At 69.3% G+C, this 26,186-nt stretch carries 21 protein-coding genes; 6 read left to right on the top strand and 15 right to left on the bottom strand.

Features of this window, described 5'->3' with window-relative positions:
* Window positions 1-120 precede the first annotated feature (120 nt).
* Window positions 121-3,660 carry a DNA polymerase III subunit alpha gene (gene dnaE / locus ACFXC1_RS12985; protein WP_381242112.1) on the bottom strand — a complete coding sequence of 1,180 codons (3,540 nt, stop codon included), beginning with the start codon at window positions 3,658-3,660 and terminating at the stop codon, window positions 121-123.
* A 236-nt stretch (window positions 3,661-3,896) separates the two neighbouring features.
* Here dnaE and ACFXC1_RS12980 point away from each other — a divergent pair, with 236 nt between their 5' ends.
* The 4 genes from ACFXC1_RS12980 (at window position 3,897) to ACFXC1_RS12965 (ending at window position 8,656) form a co-directional block, all read left to right on the top strand.
* Window positions 3,897-5,222 (top strand): DUF2252 domain-containing protein, encoded by a 1,326-nt coding sequence (locus ACFXC1_RS12980; RefSeq protein ID WP_381242110.1) that lies wholly within the window; start codon window positions 3,897-3,899, stop codon window positions 5,220-5,222.
* 68 nt (window positions 5,223-5,290) lie between these two features.
* Window positions 5,291-5,980, top strand: a complete 690-nt coding sequence (locus ACFXC1_RS12975) for a hypothetical protein (protein WP_381242108.1) — start codon at window positions 5,291-5,293, stop codon at window positions 5,978-5,980.
* Between the two features lie 99 nt (window positions 5,981-6,079).
* Window positions 6,080-6,892 (top strand): thioredoxin domain-containing protein, encoded by an 813-nt coding sequence (locus ACFXC1_RS12970; RefSeq protein ID WP_381242106.1) that lies wholly within the window; start codon window positions 6,080-6,082, stop codon window positions 6,890-6,892.
* A gap of 102 nt (window positions 6,893-6,994) precedes the next feature.
* Window positions 6,995-8,656 (top strand): alkaline phosphatase D family protein, encoded by a 1,662-nt coding sequence (locus ACFXC1_RS12965; protein WP_381242104.1) that lies wholly within the window; start codon window positions 6,995-6,997, stop codon window positions 8,654-8,656.
* Here the strand turns inward: ACFXC1_RS12965 and ACFXC1_RS12960 are convergent, their stop codons facing one another.
* On the bottom strand, window positions 8,657-9,226 hold the full coding sequence (locus tag ACFXC1_RS12960; protein WP_381242102.1) for a dienelactone hydrolase family protein: 570 nt from the start codon (window positions 9,224-9,226) through the stop codon (window positions 8,657-8,659).
* 29 nt (window positions 9,227-9,255) lie between these two features.
* On the opposite strand from ACFXC1_RS12960, the gene ACFXC1_RS12955 reads away from it, so the two are divergent.
* Window positions 9,256-10,404, top strand: coding sequence for a mechanosensitive ion channel family protein (locus ACFXC1_RS12955; protein WP_381242100.1), 1,149 nt, complete (start codon window positions 9,256-9,258; stop codon window positions 10,402-10,404).
* A gap of 21 nt (window positions 10,405-10,425) precedes the next feature.
* Here ACFXC1_RS12955 and ACFXC1_RS12950 read toward each other — a convergent pair whose 3' ends face one another.
* The 6 genes from ACFXC1_RS12950 to ACFXC1_RS12925 form a co-directional block, all read right to left on the bottom strand.
* A complete protein-coding gene (locus ACFXC1_RS12950; protein WP_381242098.1) occupies window positions 10,426-11,166 on the bottom strand; it encodes an SDR family NAD(P)-dependent oxidoreductase in 741 nt (246 codons plus the stop codon).
* Window positions 11,167-11,296: 130 nt separating this feature from the next.
* Window positions 11,297-12,883 (bottom strand): Na+/H+ antiporter, encoded by a 1,587-nt coding sequence (locus tag ACFXC1_RS12945; RefSeq protein WP_381242096.1) that lies wholly within the window; start codon window positions 12,881-12,883, stop codon window positions 11,297-11,299.
* A 114-nt stretch (window positions 12,884-12,997) separates the two neighbouring features.
* Window positions 12,998-13,468 (bottom strand): GNAT family N-acetyltransferase, encoded by a 471-nt coding sequence (locus tag ACFXC1_RS12940; RefSeq protein WP_381242094.1) that lies wholly within the window; start codon window positions 13,466-13,468, stop codon window positions 12,998-13,000.
* Window positions 13,465-14,409 (bottom strand): RluA family pseudouridine synthase, encoded by a 945-nt coding sequence (locus ACFXC1_RS12935; protein WP_381242092.1) that lies wholly within the window; start codon window positions 14,407-14,409, stop codon window positions 13,465-13,467. Before ACFXC1_RS12935 ends, ACFXC1_RS12940 begins: the two co-directional genes overlap by 4 nt.
* Window positions 14,410-14,461: 52 nt before the next feature.
* Entirely contained in the window at window positions 14,462-15,037 is a 576-nt protein-coding gene (lspA, locus tag ACFXC1_RS12930; RefSeq protein ID WP_381242091.1) for a signal peptidase II, read from the bottom strand.
* 75 nt (window positions 15,038-15,112) lie between these two features.
* On the bottom strand, window positions 15,113-16,141 hold the full coding sequence (locus tag ACFXC1_RS12925) for a TraR/DksA family transcriptional regulator (RefSeq protein ID WP_381242089.1): 1,029 nt from the start codon (window positions 16,139-16,141) through the stop codon (window positions 15,113-15,115).
* A gap of 604 nt (window positions 16,142-16,745) precedes the next feature.
* On the opposite strand from ACFXC1_RS12925, the gene ileS reads away from it, so the two are divergent.
* The gene (gene ileS, locus ACFXC1_RS12920) at window positions 16,746-19,883 is read left to right on the top strand and encodes an isoleucine--tRNA ligase (protein WP_381242087.1); all 3,138 of its coding nucleotides are present in this window, start codon (window positions 16,746-16,748) and stop codon (window positions 19,881-19,883) included.
* Window positions 19,884-20,068: 185 nt separating this feature from the next.
* Here ileS and ACFXC1_RS12915 read toward each other — a convergent pair whose 3' ends face one another.
* The 7 genes from ACFXC1_RS12915 to ACFXC1_RS12885 form a co-directional block, all read right to left on the bottom strand.
* Window positions 20,069-21,301 carry a DivIVA domain-containing protein gene (locus ACFXC1_RS12915; RefSeq protein WP_381242085.1) on the bottom strand — a complete coding sequence of 411 codons (1,233 nt, stop codon included), beginning with the start codon at window positions 21,299-21,301 and terminating at the stop codon, window positions 20,069-20,071.
* Window positions 21,302-21,353: 52 nt separating this feature from the next.
* Entirely contained in the window at window positions 21,354-21,644 is a 291-nt protein-coding gene (locus ACFXC1_RS12910) for a YggT family protein (RefSeq protein ID WP_019067748.1), read from the bottom strand.
* A gap of 50 nt (window positions 21,645-21,694) precedes the next feature.
* A complete protein-coding gene (locus ACFXC1_RS12905) occupies window positions 21,695-22,336 on the bottom strand; it encodes a cell division protein SepF (RefSeq protein WP_026178397.1) in 642 nt (213 codons plus the stop codon).
* 128 nt (window positions 22,337-22,464) lie between these two features.
* Window positions 22,465-23,184 carry a YggS family pyridoxal phosphate-dependent enzyme gene (locus ACFXC1_RS12900; RefSeq protein ID WP_381242082.1) on the bottom strand — a complete coding sequence of 240 codons (720 nt, stop codon included), beginning with the start codon at window positions 23,182-23,184 and terminating at the stop codon, window positions 22,465-22,467.
* A gap of 6 nt (window positions 23,185-23,190) precedes the next feature.
* The gene (pgeF, locus tag ACFXC1_RS12895) at window positions 23,191-23,919 is read right to left on the bottom strand and encodes a peptidoglycan editing factor PgeF (RefSeq protein ID WP_381242080.1); all 729 of its coding nucleotides are present in this window, start codon (window positions 23,917-23,919) and stop codon (window positions 23,191-23,193) included.
* Complete coding sequence (gene ftsZ / locus ACFXC1_RS12890) at window positions 23,916-25,106, bottom strand: cell division protein FtsZ (protein ID WP_019067752.1); 1,191 nt, start codon at window positions 25,104-25,106, stop codon at window positions 23,916-23,918. Before ftsZ ends, pgeF begins: the two co-directional genes overlap by 4 nt.
* Before the next feature lie 277 nt (window positions 25,107-25,383).
* A complete protein-coding gene (locus ACFXC1_RS12885; protein ID WP_381242077.1) occupies window positions 25,384-26,178 on the bottom strand; it encodes a cell division protein FtsQ/DivIB in 795 nt (264 codons plus the stop codon).
* Between the last annotated feature and the right edge of the window lie 8 nt (window positions 26,179-26,186).

Here is a 26,186-nt window from a genome sequence, read left to right as displayed (position 1 = left end):
CGCCCCCCCCTCCCCACCACCCCCGCGCCCCCCCCCCCCCCCGCCGTTTTTTTTGGTTGGTTGTGCGGGGGGGGGGCGGGGGGGGGGCGCGCCCCCCCCCCCCCCCCCCACGTCTGTTGCTCAGCCGGCCAGGCAGGCCGGGCCTAGCAGCACCTTCAAGTCGCCGAACAGCGCCGGGTCCGGCTTCACCCGGTGCCGGTCCAGACGCAGCACCGTGGTCTTGGTCGGGCCCTGGAGCCTGATGCGGACCTCGCTGTCGCCGCGGTGGTGGCTGAGGATCTCACCGAGCCTGCTCACCATCGGCGGGGTGACCCTGGTCGCCGGGATGGTGAGGATCACGGGCGCGTTGGTGCCCGCGTTCGACAGGTCCGGGACCTGCATCTCCATCGCGACCAGACGGGGCACGTCCTCGCGCTTGTCGAGGCGCCCCTTGACGAACACGATGGTGTCCTCGACGAGTTGGGTCGAGATGAGCTGGTAGGTCGCCGGGAAGAACATGCACTCGATGGAGCCCGCGAGGTCCTCGACGGTGGCGATCGCCCAGGCGTTGCCCTGCTTGGTCATCTTGCGCTGGAGGCCCGAGATGATGCCGCCGATGGTGACGACCGCGCCGTCCGCGTGCTCGCCTCCGGTGAGCTGGGCGATGCCCGCGTCGGCCTTGTCGGTCAGCACGTGCTCCAGGCCGAACAGCGGGTGGTCGGAGACGTAGAGACCGAGCATCTCCCGCTCCTGGGCGAGGAGATACGTCTTCTCCCACTCGTCGGTGGTGAACTCCACGTCGAGTCCGAAGCCGGGCTCGCTGGTGTCCTCGTCGCCCATGCCGCCGAAGAGGTCGAACTGCCCCTCGGCCTCCTTGCGCTTGACCGCCACCACGTTGTCGATCATCGGCTCGAAGTGCGCGGTGAGGCCCTTGCGGGTGTGCCCCAGGGTGTCGAACGCGCCTGCCTTGATGAGGGATTCGGTGGTGCGCTTGTTGCAGGCGGCGGCCTCGACCTTGTCCAGGTAGTCGGGGAAGGAGGCGTACTTCCCCTTCGCCTTGCGGGACCTGATGATCGAGTCGACCACGTTCGTACCGACGTTGCGCACGGCCTCCAGGCCGAAGAGGATCACGTCGTCGCCCTGGGCGGCGAAGTTGTGCACCGACTCGTTGACGTTCGGCGGGAGCACCTTGATCTTCATGCGCCGGCACTCGTTCAGGTAGATCGCGGACTTGTCCTTGTCGTCCTTGACCGAGGTGAGCAGCGCCGCCATGTACTCGGCCGGGTAGTTGGCCTTGAGGTAGGCGGTCCAGTACGAGACCAGGCCGTACGCGGCGGAGTGCGCCTTGTTGAACGCGTAGCCGGCGAAGGGGACCAGGACGTCCCACAGGCCCTGGATCGCCTCGTCGCTGTAGCCGTTCTTCCGGGCGCCCTCCTGGAAGATGGTGAAGTTCTTCGCCAGCTCGTCGGGCTTCTTCTTGCCCATCACGCGGCGCAGGATGTCGGCCTCGCCGAGCGAGTAGCCGGCCACGATCTGGGCGGCCTTCTGCACCTGCTCCTGGTACACGATCAGGCCGTAGGTGACCGCGAGGACCTCTTCGAGGGGCTCCGCGAGTTCCTTGTGGATCGGGGTGATCTCCTGGCGGCCGTTCTTGCGCTCGGCGTAGTTGATGTGCGAGTTCATGCCCATCGGGCCGGGCCGGTACAGGGCCGAGACTGCGGAGATGTCCTCGAAGTTGTCGGGCTGCATCTGGCGCAGCAGCGAACGCATCGGGCCGCCGTCGAACTGGAACACGCCCAACGTGTCGCCGCGGCACAGCAGTTCATAGGTCTTGGGGTCGTCCAGCGCGACGTCCAGGAGCTGGAGCTTGACGCCCTTGTTGCTCTCCACCATCTTGACGGCGTCGTCCATGATGGTGAGGTTGCGCAGGCCCAGGAAGTCCATCTTGATCAGGCCGAGCGACTCGCACTGCGGGTAGTCCCACTGTGTGATGGTCACGCCGTCCGTGTGCCGCACCCAGATCGGGGCGTGGTCGACGATGGGCTCGCTGGACATGATGACGCCGGCCGCGTGCACACCCATCTGCCGGACCAGGCCCTCGACGCCCTTGGCGGTGTCGATGACCTTCTTGACGTCCGGCTCGTTCTCGTACATCCCGCGGATCTCGCCCGCCTCGCCGTAGCGGGGGTGCGAGGGGTTGGTGATGCCGTCGAGGTCGATGCCCTTGCCGAGGACGTCGGCGGGCATCGCCTTGGTGAGGCGGTCGCCCATCGCGTACGGGTAACCCAGCACGCGCGCGGAGTCCTTGATGGCGTTCTTGGCCTTGATCTTGCCGTAGGTGCCGATCATGGCGACCTTGTCGGCGCCGTACTTCTCCGTCACGTACCTGATCACCTCGACGCGCCGACGCTCGTCGAAGTCGATGTCGACATCGGGCATGGAGACGCGCTCGGGGTTGAGGAACCGCTCGAAGATCAGGCCGTGCGGGATCGGGTCGAGGTCGGTGATGCCCAGGGCGTACGCGACGATCGAGCCGGCCGCGGAGCCTCGGCCGGGGCCGACCGCGATGCCGTTGTTCTTGGCCCACATGATGAAGTCGGCGACCACGAGGAAGTAGCCCGGGAACCCCATCTGGATGATGACGTCCAGCTCGTACTCGACCTGCTTCTGACGGTCCTCGGGGACACCGCCCGGGAAGCGGCGCTCCATGCCCAGGCGCACCTCCTCCTTGAACCAGGTGACCTCGGTGTAGCCCTCGGGGATGTCGAACTTCGGCATGAGGTTCTTGGCCTCGAACATGCCGGTGGTGTCGATCTGTTCGGCGACCAGGAGGGTGTTGCGGCAGCCCTCCTGCCAGGCGTCCGAGGAGTCCACGGCGTACATCTCGTCCGTCGACTTCAGGTAGTAGCCGGTGCCGTCGAACCGGAAGCGGTCCGGGTCGGAGAGGTTCTTGCCGGTCTGGATGCACAGCAGGGCGTCGTGGGCGGTCGCCTCGTGCGCGTACGTGTAGTGCGAGTCGTTCGTCACCAGGGGCGGGATGCCGAGCTTGCGACCGATGTCCAACAGGCCGTCACGGACCCGGCGTTCGATCTCGATGCCGTGGTCCATCAGCTCCAGGAAGTAGCGGTCCTTGCCGAAGATGTCCTGGTACTCGGCCGCCGCCTTCAGGGCCTCCTCCTCCTGCCCGAGGCGCAGCCGGGTCTGCAGCTCGCCCGAGGGGCAGCCGGTGGAGGCGATGAGCCCCTCGGACCACTGGGAGATGGTCTCCTTGTCCATGCGCGGCCACTTCTGGAGCCAGCCCTCGGCATACGCGTCCGAGGACAGCTTGAAGAGGTTGTGCAGGCCCGTCTTGTTCGCCGCCCAGATCGTCTTGTGGGTGTAACCACCGGAACCGGACACGTCGTCGCGCTTCTGGTGCGGCTGGCCCCACTGGATCTTGCGCTTGTTGCGCCGGGACTCGGGGGCGACGTACGCCTCGATGCCGATGATCGGGGTGACGCCCGCCTTCTTCGCTGTGTGGAAGAAGTCGTAGGCACCGTGGAGGTTGCCGTGGTCGGACATCGCGATGTGGGTCATGCCCATCTCGTTGCACGCGTTGAACATGTCCTTGAGCCGCGCGGCACCGTCCAGCAGCGAGTACTGGGTGTGGACGTGCAGGTGCGTGAACGGCGGCTTTGACACGGCTTGGCCTCCAGGGGAAACGATCGACAAAGTGCGGCGGACGGTCTGGGGGGACGAGACCGAATCCTATGCCTCGGGACTGACATCTGAGATGAGTACTGTGACGCGGAGCGTCTCGTTGGGGGGTGGTGGCCGGGTGACGGGTGGGCGGGCACTCCCACGTACCTTCGAGCGTTGGAAGGTGACGACAGACCCGTCACATGTCACGCACCACCCGTACCAGGAGGCACAGAGCGATGTCGGTTCCGCAGCTCAACGACGAGCACCGCGGCGAGGAGATCCTCGCTGTCTTCGACACCGCCTTCGGCGAGCTCCTGGCCGCCGACCCGGCCGCGTTCCGCGTGAAGTTCCGGAAGATGGCGGCCTCCGCCTTCGCCTTCTACCGGGGCACGGCGGCCCTCTTCTACCACGACCTCGACGCGGAGAAGCGGGGCGGCCCCTACCTGGACGACCGCACCTCGCGCGTGTGGATCCACGGCGACCTGCACGCCGAGAACTTCGGCACGTACATGGACTCCAACGGCCGCCTGGTCTTCAACGTCAACGACTTCGACGAGGCCTACGTCGGCCCGTTCACGTGGGACCTGAAGCGCTTCGCCGGCTCGGTCGCGCTCCTCGGGTACGCGAAGGCGCTCAGTGACGAGCAGATCACCGAGCTGGTGAAGATCTACGCGGGCGCCTACCGCGAGCGGGTGCACGCGCTGGCGACCGGCGCGAAGAGCGACGAGGTGCCGCCGTTCACGCTGGACACCGCCGACGGCCCGCTCCTGGGCGCGCTGCGCACGGCCCGCTCGCTGACCCGCTTCGAGCTGCTGGACTCGATGACGGAGATCCGGGACTTCGAGCGCCGGTTCGCGTCGGGCGGCGGCTCCATCGAGCTGGACGCGGCCACCCGCTACAAGGTCCTCGCGGCCTTCGACGGCTACCTGGAGACGCTCCCGGAGTCCTCCCTCGACCGCCCCGACTCGTACCGCGTGAAGGACGTCGTCGGCCGCCGCGGGATCGGCATCGGCTCGGCCGGGCTGCCGTCGTACAACATCCTTCTCGAGGGCAACAGTGATGCCCTGGAGAACGACGTGGTGATCTACATCAAGCAGGCCCAGACACCGGCCGTCTCCCGCCACATCACGGATCCGGCGATCCGGGACTACTTCCAGCACGAGGGCCACCGCACGGTGATCTCGCAGCGGGCCCTCCAGGCGCACGCGGACCCGTGGCTGGGCTGGACCGAGCTGGACGGCTCGGGGCAGCTGGTCGCCGAGGTGTCGCCGTACGCGGTGGACCTGGACTGGAGCGACATCGACGACCCGGAGGAGATCGCCGCCGTGGTCGCCGACCTGGGCAGGGCCACGGCCACCATGCACGCGGCGGCCGACGACCAGTCCGGCGAGTCCCTGGTGCCGTTCTCCACCGAGCGGGCCATCGACGCGGCGATCGCGGCCGACGAGGACGGCTTCGCGGGCGTGCTCGTCGACTTCGCGCACGACTACGGCGCACGCGCGCGTGCCGACCACCAGATCTTCGTCGACCTGTTCCGCAACGGCCGGATTCCGGGTCTGTAACCATCCGTACGCTCACAGGAACCCTTTAGGGGTCCCTTACCGGAGCACATGACAGACTCACCTCCGCTATGGACATATCCGGGATCCAGCTCAGGGCCGTACGCGCGGCGCTGTTCACGGCACTGGTCGTGACGCTCAGCACCGCGTCGCACGTGCTGCTGTCCCGGGTCCCCCTTCCGTTCGGCACGGTGGCCGCGATCGCGGCCACCGTGTTCGTCCTCGCGTACGCGCTGGCGGGCCGCGAGCGCGGCTTCGGCCGGATCGCCGCCCTGCTGATCCCGCTGGAACTGGCCGCCGACACGGTCTTCACCACCGGCCAGCACGCCTGCTACGGCAGGGCGGGCGGCCCGGTCGCCGGACCGCTGCGCGCGGTCGGCCTGGACGTGCTGTGCAGCGGCGGCAGCGTGGGCACCCCGCTGGCCCGGATGACCGACAACCCCCAGCAGGCGGCGGCGCTGCTCGCGCACACCGACGCCACCGCCGCCTGGCTGCTGCTCGGCGCGCACATCGGCGTGGGACTGCTGGCCGCCGCGTATCTCCGCCGCGGCGAGCGCGCGCTGACCGAACTGCTGCGCGCGGCGACGGCGGTGGGCTTCCGGCCGCTGCTGGTCGCCGTCACCGCGATGACGGGCCGGCGCACCCCGACGGTCGGCCGGCTGCCGCGCACCATCCACCGCAGCGCCGGCGCCCGTGAGCGCCTGCTGGTGCACTCCCTGGGACGGCGTGGACCGCCGTGCTCGGTCCTCCTCGCGGTCTGAACACGACCGCGCGCCTGCACCTGAGCACCCCGAAGCAGTCAGTCCCCCCATACGTATTCCGCGCACGACACGTGCGCGTCCCTGATGGAGAACACCACCATGAGCAAGCGGAACAGCGCGGCGGCGAAGACGGCGGCCCGTGAGCGGCTGCGTGCCGAGCGCGAGCGCCAGGCCAAGCGCGCGAAGGTCAGGCGGCAGCTCATAGTCGCCGGTTCGGTCGTCGGCGTCCTCGCGATAGCCGGCGGCATCGGCTACGCGGTCGTGCAGGGCAGCAAGCCCGGCTACTGGGAGGCGGCGAAGGACGACAAGCTCGTCAAGCCGGCCAACACCACCGGCACCAACGGCACCACCGTCGTCCTCGGCAAGAGCACCGCCAAGAAGACCCTCGTCATGTACGAGGACCCGCGCTGCCCGATCTGCGCCCAGTTCGAGCAGACCGTCGGCTCGACCGTGAAGAGCGACTTCGACGCCGGCAAGTTCAAGATCCAGTACGTCGGCGCCACCTTCATCGACAACAAGGACAACGGCGAGGGCTCCAAGAACGCGCTGAGCGCCATGGGCGCCGCGCTGAACGTCAGCCCCGAGGCCTTCCTCGAGTACAAGACCGCGCTCTACTCGACGAAGTACCACCCGGACGAGACGACCGACAAGTTCAAGGACGACGCGTACCTGATCAAGGTCGCGAACACGGTCCCCGCCCTGAAGAACAACGCGGCCTTCCAGAAGGCCGTGAAGGACGGCACCTATGACAAGTGGGCGCTGGACATGTCCGCCACCTTCGACAAGAGCGGGGTCACCGGCACCCCGACCCTGAAGATGGACGGCAAGACGCTGACCGGCTCGGACGGCACGAACGCGCCGATGACGGTGGCCGACTTCACCACGGCGATCACGGCGGCCCTCAAGGCCTGAGCCTTGTTGTAGGACGCCGCCGCAAGACGCGCGGCCGAAGAGCGGGCGAACTTTTACGAGTTCGCCCGCTCTCGTTAATACCGATCAGTAACCTGTTCGCTCGTGACCAGTCGATACAGAGCAACCGAGAGCGTCAACTCGCCCTCCCCGCGCCGCCGTACGGTCGTCAAGGCCGCGGCCGCCACCGCCGTTCTGGCCGGCCCGCTCGTCGCCGCGCTGCCCGCCGGGGCCGCCACCGAGACCCCCGCCTTCCTGCACGGGGTCGCCTCCGGGGACCCGCTGCCGGACGGCGTCCTGCTGTGGACCCGGGTGACACCCACCGCCGAGGCGGTCCCGGGTTCGGGGCTCGGCCCGGACACCGAGGTGAGCTGGACCGTCGCCACCGACAAGGCGTTCACCAACATCGTCTCCAGGGGCTCGCTCACCGCGACCGCCGCCTCCGACCACACCGTCAAGGCCGACATCCGCGGCCTGGCCCCGGCCACCGACTACTTCTTCCGCTTCTCGGCCGGCGGCACCGACTCCCCGGCGGCGCGCACCCGCACCGCGCCGGCGGCGGACGCCAACGTGACCGGCCTCCGCTTCGGTGTCGTCACCTGCGCCAACTGGGAGGCGGGCTACTTCTCCTCGTACCGCCACCTCGCGGCCCGGGGCGACCTCGACGCCTGGCTGCACCTCGGGGACTACATCTACGAGTACAAGTCCGGCGAGTACGCGGCGCGCGGCACGGTCGTACGGCAGCACGCGCCGACGAACGAGATCATCACGCTCGCCGACTACCGCACCCGGCACGGCAAGTACAAGACCGACCCCGACCTCCAGGCGCTGCACAGCAAGGCGCCGGTCATCGCGATCTGGGACGACCACGAGTTCGCGGACAACGCCTGGTCGGGCGGCGCGGTCAACCACACCGAAGGCGCCGAAGGCACCTGGACGGCGCGCCAAGCAGCCGCGAAACAGGCGTACTTCGAGTGGATGCCGGTCCGCCCGGCCATCGAAGGCACCACCTACCGCCGCCTCCGCTTCGGCAAACTGGCGGACCTCTCCCTCCTCGACCTGCGCTCCTTCCGTTCGCAGCAGGCGAGTTCGGGCAGCGGTGCGGTCGACGACCCGGACCGTACGATCACGGGACGTGCCCAACTCGACTGGCTTAAGGCCGGGTTGAAGGCGTCGGACACCAAGTGGCGCCTTGTCGGCAACTCGGTGATGATCGCGCCGTTCGTCATCGGCTCGCTCACAGCGGACCTCCTCAAGCCGCTCGCCAAGCTGCTGGACCTGCCGCAGGACGGCATCGGCGTCAACACCGACCAGTGGGACGGCTACACCGACGACCGCCGCGAACTCCTCGCCCATCTGCGCTCGAACGCGATCGGCAACACGGTCTTCCTCACCGGCGACATCCACATGTCCTGGGCCAACGACGTGCCCGTGGACGCCGGCACATACCCGCTCTCGGCGTCCGCGGCAACGGAGTTCGTGATCACCTCGGTGACCTCCGACAACCTCGACGACATAGTCAAGGTGCCCGAGGGCACGGTCTCCGCCCTCGCCGCACCGCTCATCCAGCTCGCCAACCGGCACGTCCACTGGGTCGACACGGACCGCCACGGCTACGGCGTCCTCGACATCACGGCCGACCGGGCGCAGATGGACTACTACGTCCTGTCCGACCGCACCTCGGCCACCGCGACCTCGTCCTGGGAGCGCTCGTACCGCACGCGCAGCGGCACGCAGAAGGTCGAGCGGACGTACGACCCCGTGTAGTTACAGCGTTTCGAGGAAGCCGAAGGCCACCCGCCAGGTGGCCTCGGCGGCCTCCTCGTCGTAGTCCGGGAGGCCGGGGTCGGTGTACAGGTGGCCGGCTCCGGCGTACCGGTAGATCTCCACATCCGCACCCGCCCTGCCCATCTGCAGATACCAGGAACTGAGCCAGTCGTCGGTCTCGAACTGGTCCGGCTCGGCGACATGCAGCTGCACCGGGAGGTCGTCGACGGTGGCGGTGGCCGCGATGTCCGAGGTTCCGTGCAGGAGCAGCAGCCCGCGCGCCTTCTCGTCGCCGAGGGCGAGGGTCTGGGCGATGGAGGCGCCGAGCGAGAACCCGGCGTAGACGAGCCCGCGCTCGGAGTAGGGGGCGGCGGCCAGCACGGCCCGCTTCAGCAACTCGTCCTTGCCGATCCCGTCATTGAAGGCCATGCCCTCCTCGACCGTCTCGAACGTATGCCCCTCGAAGAGGTCCGGCGTCCACACCTCGTGGCCCGCGGCGCGCAGCCGGTCTGCGGCCTCGCGGACCGCCGGCCGGAGTCCGTACGTGGAGTGGAAGAGCATGATGTTCATGAAGCCATCGTGCCAGTACGGTCGGACACATGGAGAACGTACTGCGCCCGCTGATCGTCATCGGCGGCTCCGTCGTCCTCACGCTGCTCATCGGCTGGGTCACCGACCTGCTGCTGCGCAAGGCGGACGCCCGGCACGACGACACCACCCTGTGGGGCCTGCTGCGCCGAGGCCGTGTCCCCTACCAACTCCTGCTCTGCGCGGCCTTCCTCAGAGGCTCCTACGACCAGGCGCAACTCCTTGAGGAACACCGGGTCGGCATCGGCCAGGCCCTGACCCTGGTGCTGATCGGCGCCACCGCCTGGCTGATGATCCGGGTCGCGGCGGCGATCGTGGAGTCGTCGTACGCGCGCTACGCCCGCGCCTCCCGCGACGCGGCCCGGGTCCGCCGGGTGCGGACCCAGGTGACGTTGATCACGCGGGTGGTGGCCGCGATCGTGGGTGTGGTGGCGGTCGCCGCGATGCTGCTGACGTTCCCGGCGATGCGCGCGGCCGGCGCCTCGCTGCTGGCCTCGGCGGGTGTCCTCGGCATCGTCGCCGGTGTGGCGGCGCAGTCCACGCTCGCCAACCTCTTCGCGGGGCTCCAGATCGCGTTCGGCGACATGGTCCGCATCGGCGACACCGTCGTCGTGGACGGGGAGTGGGGCACGATCGAGGAGATCACCCTGACCTTCCTCACGGTGCGGACCTGGGACGAGCGCCGGATCACCATGCCGGTGTCGTACTTCACGTCCAAACCCTTCGAGAACTGGTCGCGCGGCACCCCGCAGATGACCGGCATCGTCTACTTCCAGGTCGACCACTCGGCCCCGGTCGACGCGATGCGCGAGCAGTTGCGGGAAATCCTCCGCGCCTGCCCGGCCTGGGACGGCCGCAGCTACGGCCTGGTCGTCACCGACACCACCCCCAACACCATGGAGGTCCGGGCCCTGGTCACGGCCAAGGACGCCGACGACATCTGGACGGTACGGGTCACGGTCCGCGAGCAGATGATCCGCTGGCTGTACGTGGAACACCCTTACGCGCTGCCCCGCGTCAACACGGCGGACGCGGCGCCGGTGCCGGGCGAGGACCCCTCTCCGAACGGCGGAGGCCCGCGCCACCCTCAAGGACCATCGGGCCCGAACCGGGACGGCACCCACTCCTCCCAGGAACCCTCGGGCCCCAACCGCGGCTGAACGACTCCGGCTCCGGGGCCCTCAACGCCCCCGCTCGGCCCCGCCGTTGACCTGGATCACCTGCGAGGTGACATGCCCCGCGGCCGGTGAGGCGAGCCAGTGCAAGGTACCGGCGACATCCCCGGGGGTCCCGGCCCGCCCGGTCGAGGTGTCGCGGATCATCCGCTCCCGCCGGGACTCCGCGATCTCGGGCCCGAAGAACTCGGTGTCCTCGATGTACCCGGGCGCGACCACGTTCACGGTGATGCCGCGCGGCCCGAGATCCCGGGCCAGATCATGGGCGTACGGGTGCAACGCGGCCTTGGCCCCGCCGTACGCCCCGCTCCCCGACCCCCGGTACGCGGCGATGGAACTGACGAACAGCACCCGCCCGCCCGGCTCCGCGAGCCGCGACTTCAGGGCCTCGGTCAGGAGCGCGGCGCTCAGGGTGTTGATGCGGAAGTTGACGGTCCAGTCGTGCGCGACGGCGTCCAGCGCGTCGCCGCTGCCGCTCGCCGGTTCCAGGCTCCCGTTGCCACCCGCGCTGTGCACCAGCACATCCACGGTGCCGAACTCCTCGGCCACGAACCGCGCGACGCCGCGCACCACCTCGGGCTCACTCAGATCCCCGGCATACGTCAGCGCTCCGGGCACCCCGGCCTTCTCCAGCACCTCACGGCGCCGCCCGAGCAGCAGCACCCGATCCCCGCCGGCCGCGAAGGCATACGCCGCGGCGAGCCCAATTCCCGTACCACCACCACTGATTACGACATTGCGAGTCATGAAACGACCCTACAAAGACGGCAAGGCCGAGCGCGCGGCAATTCGACCGGCAGCCGCCGACGGCGCCCGGCCCCCACGGGAAACGCCCGCCTCTTGGCCGACAGTAAACGGGGGGTGCGTGGGCGGGCAATCATCGCAAACTACGCACGTCCAGATGCCGAAGCACCCGGTCCACGATCTCCGGATCCGCCCCCGGCTCACTCCGCGCCGCCAGCACCTCGTGCCGCGCCGCGCTCATCATCTCGCCCTGGATCCGCCGCATCCGCTTCACCCGCTGCACCCGCTTCTCGTACGCCTCCCGCCGCTCCCCGTCCCCCACCTCGGGAGAGATCCGCACCCCGATGTCGAACGCCCGCCGCAGCAACTGCTCGGACACCTCCTCCGGCAGCTCCTCCACGTCCTCGATCTCCCGCAGCCGCCGCTTCGCGGCCTTCGCCGCCCGCACCGCGAGCTCCTTCTCGAACGCCTTCTCGCTGTCGGTGTCGGCCCGTACCCCGAGCTTCTTCACCAGCCACGGCAGCGTGAGCCCCTGGATCACCAGCGTCGCCATGATCACCCCGAACGCGATGAACACGATCTCGTCCCGGTCGGGGAAGGCCGACCCGTCGTCCATCGTGAGCGGAATCGCCAGCGCCAGGGCGACGGACGCCACCCCGCGCATCCCCGACCACCACATGATCACGGTCTCCCGCCAGGAGGTCGGGATCTCCTCGTCGTAGTCCCGCTTGGCGTGCAGCCGCTTGGTCAGCCAGGTCGCCGGCATCAGCCACGCCAGCCGTACGACCACGACCACGCCGACGATCGCGCCGGCCCAGCCGAGCATCTCGCCCCACCGCCCGGACGCCGTACGGATCGCGTTGTGCAGTTCCAGCCCGATGAGCCCGAACGCGACCCCGGTGACCAGCGTGTCCACCACGTCCCACACGGTCGCCCCGGCGAGCCGGGTCAGGACGTCGTCGGCGCCGAGGGCGTACTCGGCCAGGAACAGCGCGGTGGTGAGCACGGCGAGCACCCCGGAGCCGTGCAGTTCGTCGGCCAGGACGTACGAGGCGTACGGGACCAGCAGCGTCAGCCCGATCTGCAGGGTGGCGTCGTCGAGCAGTGACATCAGCTTGTTGGCGGCCCAGCCCAGGGCCAGTCCGACCGCCACGGCGACGACGGCGGACAGCACGAAGTCGAGCCCCGCGCGCCAGGCGTTGAAGGAGCCGCTCACGGCCGCGGCGATCGCCACGTGGTACAGCACGATGGCCGTGACGTCGTTGAAGAGACCCTCGCCCTCCAGGATCGACACCAGCCGCCGCGGCAGCCCGAGTTGCCCGGCGACGGCGGTCGCGGCGACCGGGTCGGGCGGTGCCACCAGCGCGCCGAGCGCCACGGCGGCGGCGATCGGCAGCCCGGGCACGATCGCGCTCGCGACGGCGGCCACGGCGAGGGTGGTGACGAACACCAGCGCCACGGCCAGCAGGAAGATGGGCCGGATGTTGGCGGTGAACTGCCGCCAGGAGGTGCGCCGTACGGCCGCGTACAGCAGCGGTGGCAGCAGCAGGGGCAGGATCAGGTCGGGCGGGACGTTCACGTTCGGCACGAAGTCGGCGATCGCGAGGGCCATCCCGAGGAGCGTCATGAGCACCGGCGCCGGCAGACCGAGCCGGTCCCCCAGCGGGACGCTCACCACGGCCCCGAGCAACAGGACGAAAAGCAGGGCCAATTGATCCACGGTCAGTGCTCCGGCGGGATCTAGACGTTCGGTTCACACGGCGGATGCCCCAGCCTGCCACGCCGCCCGCCGGACCAGCCTTTTCGACGCCCTACGGCCGCAGGACGCGCCGCACTACAGGGCGCGCCGCATCGCCCGGTGCGGGATGCCCGCGTCCGGGAACTCCGGGCCGTACGCCTCGTAGCCGAGCCGTTCGTAGAACCCGAGCGCGTGGGTCTGGGCGTGCAGGTCGACCGCGGCCAGTCCACGCGCGCGTGCCGCGTCCTCGATGGCCCGCACCAGCGCGACCCCGACCCCGAGCCCCCGCGCCTCCTTGGTGACGGCAAGCCGTCCCAGGGAGCCCACCGTGAGATCCCCGTCGGTCTTGGCCGCAGCCGCCTCGCCGTACAGCAGCCGCCCGGTACCGAGCGGCATCCCGTCGTCCCGCACGGCGAGCACATGCGTCGCCACGGCGTCGTAGTCGTCGTACTCGATCTCCTGGGGCACGCCCTGCTCGACGACGAAGACCTCCTTGCGCACGGCGAAGCAGGCCTCCTGGTCGGCCGGGTCCTCGGCGACGCGCACCGCGTAGGGCGTGGGACTCATGCGTACGTCTCCTCGCGCACCAGGTCCAGGGCCTGCTGGAGGTCGTCCGGGTAGGTGCTCTCGAACTCGACCCACTGGCCGTCGGCGGGGTGCTCGAAGCCGAGCCGTACGGCGTGCAGCCACTGGCGGGTCAGGCGCAGCCGCTTGGCGAGCGTCGGGTCGGCGCCATAGGTCAGGTCGCCGACGCACGGGTGCCGGTGGGCGGCCATGTGCACGCGGATCTGGTGGGTGCGGCCGGTCTCCAGCTTCACATCGAGCAGGGAGGCCGCGCGGAAGGCCTCGATGAGGTCGTAGTGCGTGACCGACGGTTTGCCCTCGGCGGTGACCGCCCACTTGTAGTCGTGGTTCGGGTGGCGGCCGATGGGGGCGTCGATGGTGCCGCTGGTCGGATCGGGGTGGCCCTGGACCAGCGTGTGGTAGCGCTTGTCGACCGTGCGCTCCTTGAACTGGCGCTTCAGCGAGGTGTACGCGCGCTCCGACTTGGCTACCACCATCAGGCCGGAGGTGCCCACGTCGAGGCGGTGCACGATGCCCTGGCGCTCGGCGGCACCGGAGGTGGAGATGCGGTACCCGGCGGCGGCCAGCCCGCCGATGACGGTCGTGCCGGTCCAGCCGGGGCTGGGGTGGGCGGCGACGCCGACCGGCTTGACGATCACGATCACATCGTCGTCGTCGTAGACGATCTCCATGCCCTCGACCGGCTCGGCGACGATCTGCACGGGCGCGGGCGCCTGCGGCATCTCGACCTCCAGCCAGGCCCCGCCGTGCACGCGCTCGGACTTCCCGACCACCGAGCCGTCGACCGTGACCTTCCCCGCCGCGGCCAGCTCGGCGGCCTTCGTACGGGAGAAGCCGAACATGCGGGAGATGGCGGCGTCGACACGCTCGCCCTCCAGGCCGTCGGGCACGGGCAGGTTTCGGATCTCGGGAACTGTGCTCACTCGGTCGAGTATGCCGGACGGGTCCGACACCGCCTTACCTCAGCCCGCGGGCTCAGTCCTTGTGGACCGTGCCGTCCGGGTCGAGGCCGCGGAAGGAGAGCAGCACGATCAGGATGCCGCCGCAGACGATCGCCGAGTCGGCGAGGTTGAAGACGGCGAAGCCCTTGGGCGCGATGAAGTCGACGACCTCGCCCTGGAAGATGCCGGGCGAGCGGAAGATCCGGTCGGTCAGGTTGCCGAGGGCGCCGCCCAGCAGCATGCCGAGCGCGATCGCCCAGGGCAGGCTGTAGAGCTTGCGGGCCAGCCGGGCGATCACCACGATCACGGCGGCGGCGATCATCGTGAAGATGACCGTGAAGGCCGCGCCGAACCCGAAGGCCGCCCCGGGGTTGCGGATCGCGTGGAACTCCAGCCAGTCCCCGAAGACCTCGATCGGCGCGTGGTGCTCCAGCCTGGCCACCACGAGCAGCTTGCTGACCAGGTCGAGGGTGTACGCGAACGCGGCCACCGCGAACAGCACGGCGATCCGGCGCTTTCCCCTGGGGCGCGCGGTCTCGCCCCGCTCCGGCTCGGCCCCCGCCGCCTCTGGGGTATCCGGCGTACCGATGATGCGCTCCGCCTCTGCCACGTGAGTCCCTCGAACCTAGGTACCTGACTGAGGAAGAGGGTACGGCACACCTCTCGGCACCCTCTGTACCGGCGTTCAGTACCGGCGTTCCTGCTTCTGCTTGCACTCGACGCACAGGGTGGCCCGCGGGAAGGCCTGCATGCGCGCCTTGCCGATCGGGTTGCCGCAGTTCTCGCACAGGCCGTAGGTGCCCGCGTCCAGCTTCCCGAGGGCGCGCTCGGTCTGGATCAGCATCTCGCGCGCGTTGGCGGCCAGCGCCATCTCGCTCTCCCGCGTGATGTTCTTGGTTCCGGTGTCGGCCTGGTCGTCGCCGGCGCCGTCCCCGGAGTCCCGCATCAGGCCGGCCAGCGCCCGCTCGGTGGACGTGATCTCCTCGCTCAGCCGCTCGGCGTCGGCCTGCAGCTCGGTGCGGGCCTCCTCGACCTCCTGAGGCGTCCAGGGATCCTCGCCCGGGCGGACCGCCAGCTCGCCCGGCCCGGCCGCCGCGGCGAGCCGTGCCTTGGGAACCGGTGTCTTCGCCGCCGTGGCCGTGCCAGGAGTCTTCTTCGCAACCACCGTCGTGGCTCCCGTCTGCTCCGCGGCCCGCGCCGCGCCCGCCGTTGCCTTCTTGGCCGCACTCTTCGTGCGCTTCGCGCTGTTCGTCGTCTTGGCGGTCGCCGTCGACCCGGCCGTCGACTTCGCGGCCGACTTCTTCGCAGCCGGCTTCTTCTCGGTCGATTTCGTGGCCGTCCTCGTGGCGGTGCCCTTCGGGGACTCGTTCAGGGCGACGGCCGCCTTCGGGGTCGCCGTCTTCTTCACGGCCCCTTTCTTCACGGCCGTCTTCTTCGTGTTCGCGGCCGTCGTCTCCGCGGCCGTTCTCCTCGCTGCCGTTCTCTTCACGGTCGTCTTCTTCGAGCCGGTCACCTTCTCGGAACCGGTCGCTTTCTCAGAACCGGTGGTCCTCTTCGCGCCGGTCGCCTTCTCCGAACCAGTGGCTTTCTCCGAACCGGTAGTCCTCTTCGCGCCGGTCGTCCTCGAACCGGTCGTCTTCTCCGAAGAAGCCGCCTTCGTAGCGACCGCCTTCTTCGCCGCGGTCTTCTTCGTTGCGGTCTTCTTCGCCACCATGGCCGCGGCCCCTTCACATTTTGTGATCACGCACGCGAATCGTGCTGGGACGATAAATCGACTTGAGTCCCGCGGCAACGGGGCACGCCGCCCGATTCGTCCACCCCTCCGGCCACGCGCGGCGAGCCTTCATGCGTTGTGCCCAGCTCCCCGCCGGGTAATCCGCCGAGCTCGGCGCCCTGGACCTCGAACGCGCGTTCAGCGCCATTCGGGTCATACGGTGGGCCGGGAAGCCCCGGGCCGAGGCGCCCGCAAAACCGGTCGGCCGCTGTCGGCGCGGGCCCGTACACTGGGCGGAGCGAGAAGCGTGGATGGGGACGAGTAGCGGCGTACGCAGCCCAGAGCGACCCGGGGACGGTGGAAGCCCGGGGGCGAGCGCGACGTGAAGATCACCCCGGAGCCGCCGGAAGAAAGCCGCAGCACACCCGCCGCGGCGAGTAGACCCGGTATCGCGACCCCAATGAGGGGGCTCATTGGTGCGCAGGATGCACCGGGGAGCCAAGGAGGGTGGTACCGCGGGAGCGCGCCGCATACGGCGTACGGAAATTCGTAGCTCTCGTCCCTCCGGACGGAAGGCAGAAAGTCCGCCGGAGGAAGCTCGCTGATGACAACGCCGACGTACCGCCAGGTGCCCGCCCAGGTCGACCTGCCCGCGCTCGAGCACGCCGTGCTCGACTTCTGGCGCGAGCAGAAGATCTTCGCCAAGACCCTGGACCAGTCCGAGGGGCGCCCCGAGTGGGTGTTCTACGAGGGCCCGCCCACGGCCAACGGCATGCCGGGCGCCCACCACATCGAGGCGCGGGTCTTCAAGGACGTCTTCCCCCGCTTCCGCACCATGCGCGGCTACCACGTGGGCCGCAAGGCCGGCTGGGACTGCCACGGCCTCCCGGTGGAGCTGGCGGTCGAGAAGGAGCTGGGCTTCACCGGCAAGCAGGACATCGAGGCGTACGGCATCGCCGAGTTCAACGACAAGTGCCGCGCGTCCGTGACCCGGCACACCGACGCCTTCACCGAGCTGACGAACCGCATGGGGTACTGGGTCGACCTCGACGACGCCTACCGGACCATGGACCCGGAGTACATCGAGTCGGTCTGGTGGTCCCTCAAGGAGATCTTCAACAAGGGCCTGCTGGTCCAGGACTACCGCGTCGCCCCGTGGTGCCCGCGCGACGAGACGGGCCTCTCGGACCACGAGCTGGCGCAGGGCTACGAGACCGTCGTCGACCCCTCCGTATACGTCCGTTTCCCGCTCACCTCCGGTCCGCTGGCCGGTCGTGCCGCGCTCCTGGTCTGGACGACGACGCCCTGGACGCTGGTGTCCAACACCGCCGTCGCCGCCCACCCCGAGGTCACCTACGTCGTCGCGACGAACGGCGAGGAACAGCTCGTCGTCGCCGAGCCGCTGCTCGCCAAGGCCCTCGGCGAGGGCTGGGAGACCACCGGCGAGACCTTCACCGGCGCCGAGATGGAGCACTGGACCTATCAACGTCCGTTCGAGCTGGTGGAGTTCCCGGAGCCGGCCCACTACGTGGTGAAGGCCGAGTACGTCACGACCGAGGACGGTACGGGTCTGGTCCACCAGTCCCCCGCCTTCGGCGAGGAGGACCTCAAGGTCTGCCGCGCGTACGGCCTCCCGGTCGTGAACCCGGTCCGTCCCAACGGCACCTTCGCCGAGGACGTACCGCTGGTAGGCGGTGTCTTCTTCAAGAAGGCCGACGAAAAGCTCACCGAGGATCTCAAGGACCGCGGTCTGCTCTTCAAGCACGTGCCGTACGAGCACAGTTACCCGCACTGCTGGCGCTGCCACACCGCGCTCCTGTACTACGCGCAGCCCTCCTGGTACATCCGCACCACGGCGGTCAAGGACCGTCTCCTCGAGGAGAACGAGAACACCAACTGGTTCCCGGACACCGTCAAGCACGGCCGGTACGGCGACTGGCTGAACAACAACATCGACTGGGCGCTGTCCCGCAGCCGCTACTGGGGCACCCCGCTGCCGATCTGGCGCTGCGCGGACGACCACCTCACGGTCGTCGGCTCCCGCGCGGAGCTGACCGAGCTGACCGGCACCGACCAGTCGAACCTCGACCCGCACCGCCCGTTCATCGACGCGGTCACCTTCGCCTGCCCCCAGTGCGGCGAGAGCGCCACGCGCGTGCCGGAGGTCATCGACGCCTGGTACGACTCGGGTTCGATGCCGTTCGCGCAGTGGGGCTACCCGTACAAGAACAAGGAGATGTTCGAGTCCCGCTACCCGGCGCAGTTCATCTCCGAGGCGATCGACCAGACCCGCGGCTGGTTCTACACGCTGATGGCCATCGGCACGCTGGTCTTCGACAAGTCGTCGTACGAGAACGTCGTGTGCCTCGGCCACATCCTCGCCGAGGACGGCCGCAAGATGTCCAAGCACCTGGGCAACATCCTGCAGCCGATCCCGCTGATGGACCAGCACGGCGCGGACGCGGTGCGGTGGTTCATGGCGGCGGGCGGTTCCCCGTGGGCGGCACGCCGGGTGGGCCACGGCACCATCCAGGAGGTCGTCCGCAAGACCCTCCTGACGTACTGGAACACGGTCGCCTTCCAGGCCCTGTACGCGCGCACGTCCGACTGGGCGCCGAGCGCGGCGGACCCGGCCCCGGCCGACCGCCCGGTCCTGGACCGCTGGCTGCTGTCCGAACTCCACGCGCTCACCGACCAGGTGACGCAGGCTCTGGAGTCCTACGACACCCAGCGCGCCGGCAAGCTCCTGTCGGCGTTCGTCGACGACCTGTCCAACTGGTACGTCCGCCGCTCCCGTCGCCGCTTCTGGCAGGGCGACAAGGCCGCGCTGCGCACCCTGCACGAGGTCGTCGAGACGGTCACCAAGCTGATGGCCCCGCTGACCCCGTTCATCACCGAGCGGGTCTGGCAGGACCTCATCGTCCCGGTGACCCCGGGCGCCCCGGAGTCCGTCCACCTGTCCTCGTGGCCGGAGACGGACCTGTCCGTCATCGACCCGGAGCTGTCCCAGCAGATGGTCCTCGTACGGCGGCTGGTGGAGCTGGGCCGGGCCACGCGCGCGGAGTCGGGCGTCAAGACGCGCCAGCCGCTGTCCCGCGCGCTGATCGCGGCGACGGGCTTCGCCGCCCTGGACCGCGAACTGCACGCGCAGATCACGGAGGAGCTGAACGTGGAGGGGCTCGCCTCGCTGAGCGAGGTCGGCGGCTCGCTGGTCGACACCACGGCGAAGGCCAATTTCCGAGCCCTGGGCAAGCGGTTCGGCAAGCGCGTCCAGGATGTGGCGAAGGCCGTCGCGAACGCCGACGCGGCTGCCCTGTCCCTCGCCCTGCGCGAGGGCACGGCGACCGTCGAGGTGGACGGCGAGACCATCACGCTGGCTCCGGATGAGGTGATCATCACAGAGACCCCGCGTGAGGGCTGGTCCGTGGCCTCCGACTCGGGTGCGACGGTCGCCCTCGACCTGGAGATCACAGAGGAGCTGCGGCAGGCGGGCCTGGCCCGTGACGCGATCCGGCTGATCCAGGAGGCCCGCAAGAACAGCGGCCTGGACGTGGCCGACCGGATCGCGCTGCGCTGGACGTCGACCGACCCGGAGGTCATCTCGGCGCTGGCCGAGCACGCGGGGCTGATCGCCGACGAGGTTCTCGCCACGGACTTCGCCCAGGGTGAGGCGGACGACAGCTACGGCGACCCGTTCACGGACGAGGGGCTGTCGCTGGTGTTCCGCCTGCGTAAGGCGTAAGCACCACTGGTGTGAGAGAGGGCCCGGTCTCCATGGAGGAGGCCGGGCCCTGTCTCATGCCTTCAGGTAGGGGCGGAAGCCGTGAGCGGTTCCCCGCGCCCCCAAAGAAAAGGGCGGGACCCCCGGATGATCCGGGGGCCCCGCCCTTTGAACGCTGCCGACGCCTGAGGCGTACTACAGGCCGATCAGTTGTCGTCCTCGTCGATCAGGAAGCCGCGCATCGGCGAGGGTGCCTGGCCCATCGGGGACGGGCCCTGCGGGCGTACCGGAGCCATCGGCTGGGTCATCGCCGGGGACATCTGCTGCTGGCCGCCGTAGGACGGACCGGCCGGGGCCGGGCCTCCCATGCCACCCATGCCCTGCGGGCCGCCGTACGACGGGGCGCTCGCGCCGGCCGGAGCCATCGAGGGCGCCGGGGACGGCGGAAGCGACGCGGCGGCCGGAGCGCGCGGCGGGGCCAGCGAGTCGTCGGCCTGGGTCTCCAACTGGCGCAGCTGGGACTCCAGGTAGGACTTCAGACGCGTGCGGTACTCGCGCTCGAAGCCGCGCAGGTCCTCGACCTTGCGCTCCAGCGTGGCGCGGGCGGACTCCAGGGAGCCCATCGCGACGCGGTGCTTCTCCTGCGCGTCCCGCTCCAGGGCGTCGGCCTTGGCACGGGCGTCCCGCTCGAGACCCTCGGCGCGGCTGCGGGCCTCGCCGACGATCTTGTTGGCCTCGGAACGGGCCTCGGCGATCGCCTGGTCGGCGGTCTGCTGGGCCAGCGAGAGGACACGGGCGGCACTGTCGCCACCGGGGCCCTGCTGCGGCATGCCGCCGCCCATCGGTCCGCCCATGCCCATCTGCTGCTGCATGGGGGGCTGGCCCATCTGACCCTGCATCGGGCCCTGGCCCATCTGCTGCATCTGGCCCTGCATGGGCCCCTGGCCCATCTGCCCCTGCATCGGACCCTGGCCCATGGGGCCCTGGCCCATCGGACCCTGGCCCTGCGGGCCACCCTGGCCGGGGCCGGGCGGCAGCTGCGGGGCACCGCTCGGCAGCTGGGGCGGGCCGCCCATGGGGCCGCCCATCTGCTGCTGCGGCGGGCCCGATATGCCGGCGGGCACCGGGGCGCCCGGACCGCGCATGCCCTGCTGCGGCATGCCTTGCGGGGGCATGCCCTGCTGGGGCATCCCCTGTTGCTGCATGCCGCCCTGCTGCTGGTCCTGGTCCGGGGGCTTGCGCATGTTCTGCTGGTTCTGGGCAGCGGCACGCGTGGCCGCGGCCAGTTTGGCGCGCAGGTCCTCGTTCTCGCGGAGCAAGCGCGTCAGTTCGGCTTCGACCTCGTCGAGGAAGGCATCAACCTCGTCCTCGTCATAGCCTTCTCGGAGGCGGACGGTCGTGAACTGCTTGTTCCGCACGTCCTCGGGGGTCAACGGCATCTCTTCACCTCAACGTAGTCATCGGCAGTCGGCAAGACCGTATCGTCCACTGTCACCCCGCGAGATTGCCCACGATAGAGATCAAGATGTAGACGATGATCATCAGGACGAAGAAGGACAGGTCGAGCGCCACGCCCCCGAGACGCAACGGCGGAATGAACCGCCGTAGAAGCTTCAACGGTGGATCGGTGACAGTGTAGGCGGCCTCCAGAACGACCACCATCGCCTTGCCGGGTTGCCATGAGCGGGCGAACTGGAAGACGTAGTCCATGACCAACCGGAAGATGAGCACGATGAGGAACACCATCAGCGCGATGTAGATCACCTGCGCGAACACGCTCATGGTCTGTCTTTCCCTCTCCCCTGTTCCGTGCTTCCTAGCGGCTGTCTGTCTCAGCTCTGATTGAAGAACCCGCCCTCTGCGATGCGGGCCTTGTCCTCCGCCGTGACATCGACGTTAGCAGGCGACAACAGGAACACCTTCTGCGTCACCCGCTCGATGCTGCCGTGAAGACCAAACACCAAACCGGCCGCAAAGTCGACAAGTCGCTTCGCGTCTGTGTCATCCATCTCAGTCAGATTCATGATCACCGGGGTGCCTTCACGGAAGTGTTCCCCGATGGTACGGGCCTCGTTGTAGGTCCGGGGGTGAAGTGTGGTGATCCGGTAAGGCTCTCGTTCGGACACGACCTTGGGCATGATCACCGGTGCGTTCTTCTCCAGGGACTGGCGTTCTTGTGTGATGGATGCCACGGGCGCGATGCGCGCCGGACGCCCTGATTCCGCACCCAGTGAAGCGGAATGGGACACCGGGTCGCGAGGGGCCGGAGGCTGCACCACTCGTACCGGTTCGTCCCTTTGGGACTGATGTGAACTGTGCGCCTGGTGCGACGGCTCGTGCCGCCGCCGGTCCCGCTCGGGCTCCGGGTCCAGTTCGGGTTCGAAGTCGTCATCGGGGTCGAAACCCCGGCCGTCGTACCCATCGTCCTCCACGAGGCCGAGGTAGACCGCCATCTTGCGCATCGCGCCGGCCATTCTCTGAGTCCTCCGCTCTGTGGTGGATCGGCTGACGACTGCCAAGTGCCCGCGATCCACGAGGTCGTTACGCCCGCCTTCGGCGGCAATGACCATATTTTCTGCTGTGGTCCGACTTCCTGGCGACGTTACCCGAGCCCGGGGCGGACGCCGAGTACCGCAGTGCCGACGCGTACATGTGTCGCTCCGGCTGCCACGGCCTGTTCGAGGTCCGCACTCATCCCTGCCGACACCATGTTCGCAGCCGGATGGGCTCGGCGCAGGTCAGTCGACAAATCCATCAACCGCCCGAACGCCTCCAGTTGGCGTCCCGCGTACTCCCCGGTGAGCGGGGCGACGGTCATCAGACCGTCGAGCCGCAGCCCCGGGGAGGCGGCCACCAGGTCGGCCAACTCCCCTACGCCGCCCGGCCCCACGCCACCGCGCTCGCCCCGCCCGCTCACTCCCGCGTCGAGCGCGACCTGGATGAGACAGCCCAGTTCGCGCCCGGACCGCTCGGCCTCCTTCGACAGCGCGGTCACCAGCCGGGCCCGGTCGACCGACTGCACGACATCGGCGTAACCGACCACGGATCGCACCTTGTTGGTCTGCAACTGGCCGACGAAGTGCCAACTCAGCGCCAGATCCGCGCATTCGGCCGCCTTGGGGGCGGCGTCCTGGTCCCGGTTCTCGGCGACATGACGCACACCGAGTTCGGCCAACGTTCTTACGTCGCTCGCCGGATAGGTCTTGGTGACCACGATCAGGGTCACCTCGTCGCGCTTCCGCCCGGCCGCGGCACAGGCGGCGGCGATGCGCTCCTCGACTCTCGCCAGATTCACGGCGATTTCTTGCCTACGGTCCGTCATGCCCGATCAGTCCAGCCACACATAGCTCGCGAGCCGCCCGGTCGTGCGGTCGCGGCGGTACGAGAAGTGGTCGCCCGATTCACGGGTGCACACCGGCGACTGCTCCCGGTCGTACACCCCGAGGCGGTCGAGCTGCGCGAGCGCTCCGGCGGTCACGTCGACCGCGGGAGTGCCCCAGCTCGTCTCGGCGTACGCCGCGGGTTCCACGGCGGCGACGTCGGCGCGCATGTCCGCGGGCACTTCGTAGCACCGGCCGCAGACGGCGGGTCCGGTGCGGGCGACGATCCGGGCGGGATCGGCGCCGAGTTCCGTCATGGCCCGTACGACGGCGGGTACGACCCCCGCCACCATGCCCGGGCGTCCGGCGTGGGCCGCGCCCGCGATCCCGGCGACCGGGTCGGCGAGCAGGACCGGGGTGCAGTCGGCGGTCAGGACCGCGAGGGCGAGTCCGCGCCGGGCGGTGACGAGCGCGTCCACGGACGGGATGCCGTCGGCGCCCCAGGGCGCGTCGACGACCGCCACGTCAGCGCCGTGCACCTGGTTCATCCAGACCACCAGCGCCGGGTCCAAGCCCAGTGATTTGGCGGCCAGTTCGCGATTTGTACGGACCGCTCCGGGGTCGTCGCCGACCGCGCCGCCGAGGTTGAGCTCCTCGTACGGAACGGCGCTCACCCCGCCCCACCTGTCGGTGAAGGCGAAGTGCGCGCCGCTCACGGTGTCGAACTGTCCTATCACTTCAGGAAGTCCGGTACGTCCAGCTCCTCGGCGGCGCTGTCCGAGTACGTCCGCGACGGCGGGACCGGCGGGGCCACCGGGAGGTCGGCGACCGGCTCCTGGGCGGGCTCCGGCTCCTCCTTGGGCTTGACGCTGCCGAGCGAGCCGAAGGACGGACGGCTCTCGTTCTGCCGTACCGGAGTCGGCTCGTCGCGGCGGGCCGAGGACGAACCCATGGTCGACTCGCGGCGGGTCGGCGGCTGGCCGCCGTCGAATCCGGCCGCGATCACGGTGACCCGGACCTCGTCGCCAAGGGCGTCGTCGATGACCGCGCCGAAGATGATGTTGGCCTCGGGGTGGGCCGCCTCGCTGACCAGTTGGGCCGCTTCGTTGATCTCGAACAGGCCGAGGTCGGAGCCGCCGGAGATGGAGAGCAGGACGCCGCGGGCGCCGTCGATGGAGGCCTCGAGGAGCGGCGAGGAGATCGCCATCTCGGCCGCCGCCACCGCGCGGTCGTCGCCGCGGGCCGAGCCGATGCCCATGAGGGCCGAACCGGCCTCGGACATCACGGACTTGACGTCGGCGAAGTCGAGGTTGATCAGGCCGGGCGTGGTGATGAGGTCGGTGATGCCCTGGACGCCGGAGAGCAGGACCTGGTCCGCCGACTTGAAGGCGTCGAGGACCGAGACCTGGCGGTCCGAGATGGACAGCAACCGGTCGTTCGGGATGACGATGAGGGTGTCGACCTCTTCGCGGAGTTCGGCGATGCCGTCCTCGGCCTGGTTGGCCCTGCGCCGTCCTTCGAAGGTGAAGGGGCGGGTGACCACGCCGATGGTGAGGGCGCCGAGGGAGCGGGCGATGTTGGCCACGACGGGGGCGCCGCCGGTGCCGGTGCCGCCGCCCTCGCCGGCCGTCACGAAGACCATGTCGGCCCCCTTGAGGACCTCCTCGATCTCCTCGCGGTGATCCTCGGCGGCCTTGCGGCCGACGGCCGGGTTGGCGCCGGCGCCGAGTCCGCGGGTGAGTTCGCGGCCGACGTCGAGTTTGACGTCGGCGTCGCTCATCAACAGCGCCTGCGCGTCGGTGTTGATGGCGATGAACTCGACGCCCTTGAGACCGACCTCGATCATCCGGTTGATGGCATTGACACCACCGCCGCCGACACCGATGACTTTGATGACTGCGAGGTAGTTCTGCGGTGCTGCCACGTCGAAGGCCTCTCGCCTCGAGTTACGTGTCGTCGATCGCGGTGTTCCGCGACCCGACGACGGATGCCGAATGGGACGGTCCGTAGCGCCGACCCGAACCCTAACGTTGAAGTTTAGGGTTACCAGTGTGTCCGTTCCTTGAAGTCTTCTGAACAGGACACTAAGTCGACAAGTGGCGCACGTTCAACGAACACGCCGAACCTCCCGTTTTTCTTTTCACCCTATGTGATCAGCCATAGCGCTGCCCAACCAGGGTGCTGGCCTGCGCGAATGTGCGTCAACTCCCGGCTGACGCAGGGGCGGTGGGCACACTTACGTCGAAGTGCCGGGCTCCGGAAGCTGCTTTCATGAGAGCGGTGAGCGTACGCGCCTTCGCCGCGCCCTTGTCGCCACTTCCCCAGGAGACGGTCCGGCCGCCGCTCAACTCCAGTGAGATGTCGTCGTAGGAACGGACCTTGACGACCTGTGTGTCGCGCGCGACCGCGGCCGGAATGTCACCCGTGACGCGCACCGCCTCGCGGATGAGTCGGTCCTCGCCGAAACGGCGCAGGCCGGCCGCGGAGGAAGCCGTGGGAGAGAGCGCCAATTCGAGGGTGGGGATGGACTTCGGTTGCGTGGAAACGGTGGCGAATCGCACGCCCTCGTCGTCCACTTCGATGAAGTTTCCGCCCTTTTTCACCACCAGGACCGGGCTGCGTTCGGTCACTTTCAGCCCGATTCCATGAGGCCAGGAACGCACTACGTCAACGGTGTCAATTCGGGGCAATTTACTGCGAAGTCGGGCTTCGATCGCATCGGTGTCGACGGAAATGAGCGGTCCGCCGACCGGAACTCCGGCGGCTTCGCGCACCTGCTCCGGCGTCAGGACCTTGGTACCGGAGACCGACACCTTCTCGACCCGGAGCCACTGCGAGCCGTAGAGCAGCCAGACCGTGGCGGCGCCCAACAGGGCTGCGGCGAGGGCGAGTACGACAATCAGACGAAGGCGTCGGGGCCCCAGGCGCCGGACAAGGGGCGGGCCGGACGACTCCTGTTGGCGTTCACCGCGTTCGGCGGTGCTCGGTCCGGCCACGCTCCCCT

This window comes from Streptomyces hokutonensis (assembly GCF_042751305.1).
In the GTDB taxonomy this organism is placed as follows: Bacteria; Actinomycetota; Actinomycetes; order Streptomycetales; family Streptomycetaceae; genus Streptomyces; species Streptomyces hokutonensis_A.
The sequence above is the reverse complement of the archived record's forward strand: the minus strand, read 5'-3'. Positions and strand labels throughout refer to the sequence as shown.

Excerpts from the sequence above, each read along its gene's own strand:
- ACFXC1_RS12960 (WP_381242102.1), bottom strand. The coding sequence starts at position 9,226 with ATGAACATCATGCTCTTCCACTCCACGTACGGACTCCGGCCGGCGGTC.
- ACFXC1_RS12955 (WP_381242100.1), top strand. The coding sequence starts at position 9,256 with ATGGAGAACGTACTGCGCCCGCTGATCGTCATCGGCGGCTCCGTCGTC.
- ACFXC1_RS12950 (WP_381242098.1), bottom strand. The coding sequence starts at position 11,166 with ATGACTCGCAATGTCGTAATCAGTGGTGGTGGTACGGGAATTGGGCTC.
- ACFXC1_RS12970 (WP_381242106.1), top strand. The coding sequence starts at position 6,080 with ATGAGCAAGCGGAACAGCGCGGCGGCGAAGACGGCGGCCCGTGAGCGG.
- ACFXC1_RS12940 (WP_381242094.1), bottom strand. The coding sequence starts at position 13,468 with ATGAGTCCCACGCCCTACGCGGTGCGCGTCGCCGAGGACCCGGCCGAC.
- ACFXC1_RS12900 (WP_381242082.1), bottom strand. The coding sequence starts at position 23,184 with ATGACGGACCGTAGGCAAGAAATCGCCGTGAATCTGGCGAGAGTCGAG.
- ACFXC1_RS12910 (WP_019067748.1), bottom strand. The coding sequence starts at position 21,644 with ATGAGCGTGTTCGCGCAGGTGATCTACATCGCGCTGATGGTGTTCCTC.
- ileS (WP_381242087.1), top strand. The coding sequence starts at position 16,746 with ATGACAACGCCGACGTACCGCCAGGTGCCCGCCCAGGTCGACCTGCCC.
- ACFXC1_RS12915 (WP_381242085.1), bottom strand. The coding sequence starts at position 21,301 with ATGCCGTTGACCCCCGAGGACGTGCGGAACAAGCAGTTCACGACCGTC.
- ACFXC1_RS12980 (WP_381242110.1), top strand. The coding sequence starts at position 3,897 with ATGTCGGTTCCGCAGCTCAACGACGAGCACCGCGGCGAGGAGATCCTC.
- ACFXC1_RS12925 (WP_381242089.1), bottom strand. The coding sequence starts at position 16,141 with ATGGTGGCGAAGAAGACCGCAACGAAGAAGACCGCGGCGAAGAAGGCG.
- ACFXC1_RS12975 (WP_381242108.1), top strand. The coding sequence starts at position 5,291 with ATGGACATATCCGGGATCCAGCTCAGGGCCGTACGCGCGGCGCTGTTC.
- ACFXC1_RS12905 (WP_026178397.1), bottom strand. The coding sequence starts at position 22,336 with ATGGCCGGCGCGATGCGCAAGATGGCGGTCTACCTCGGCCTCGTGGAG.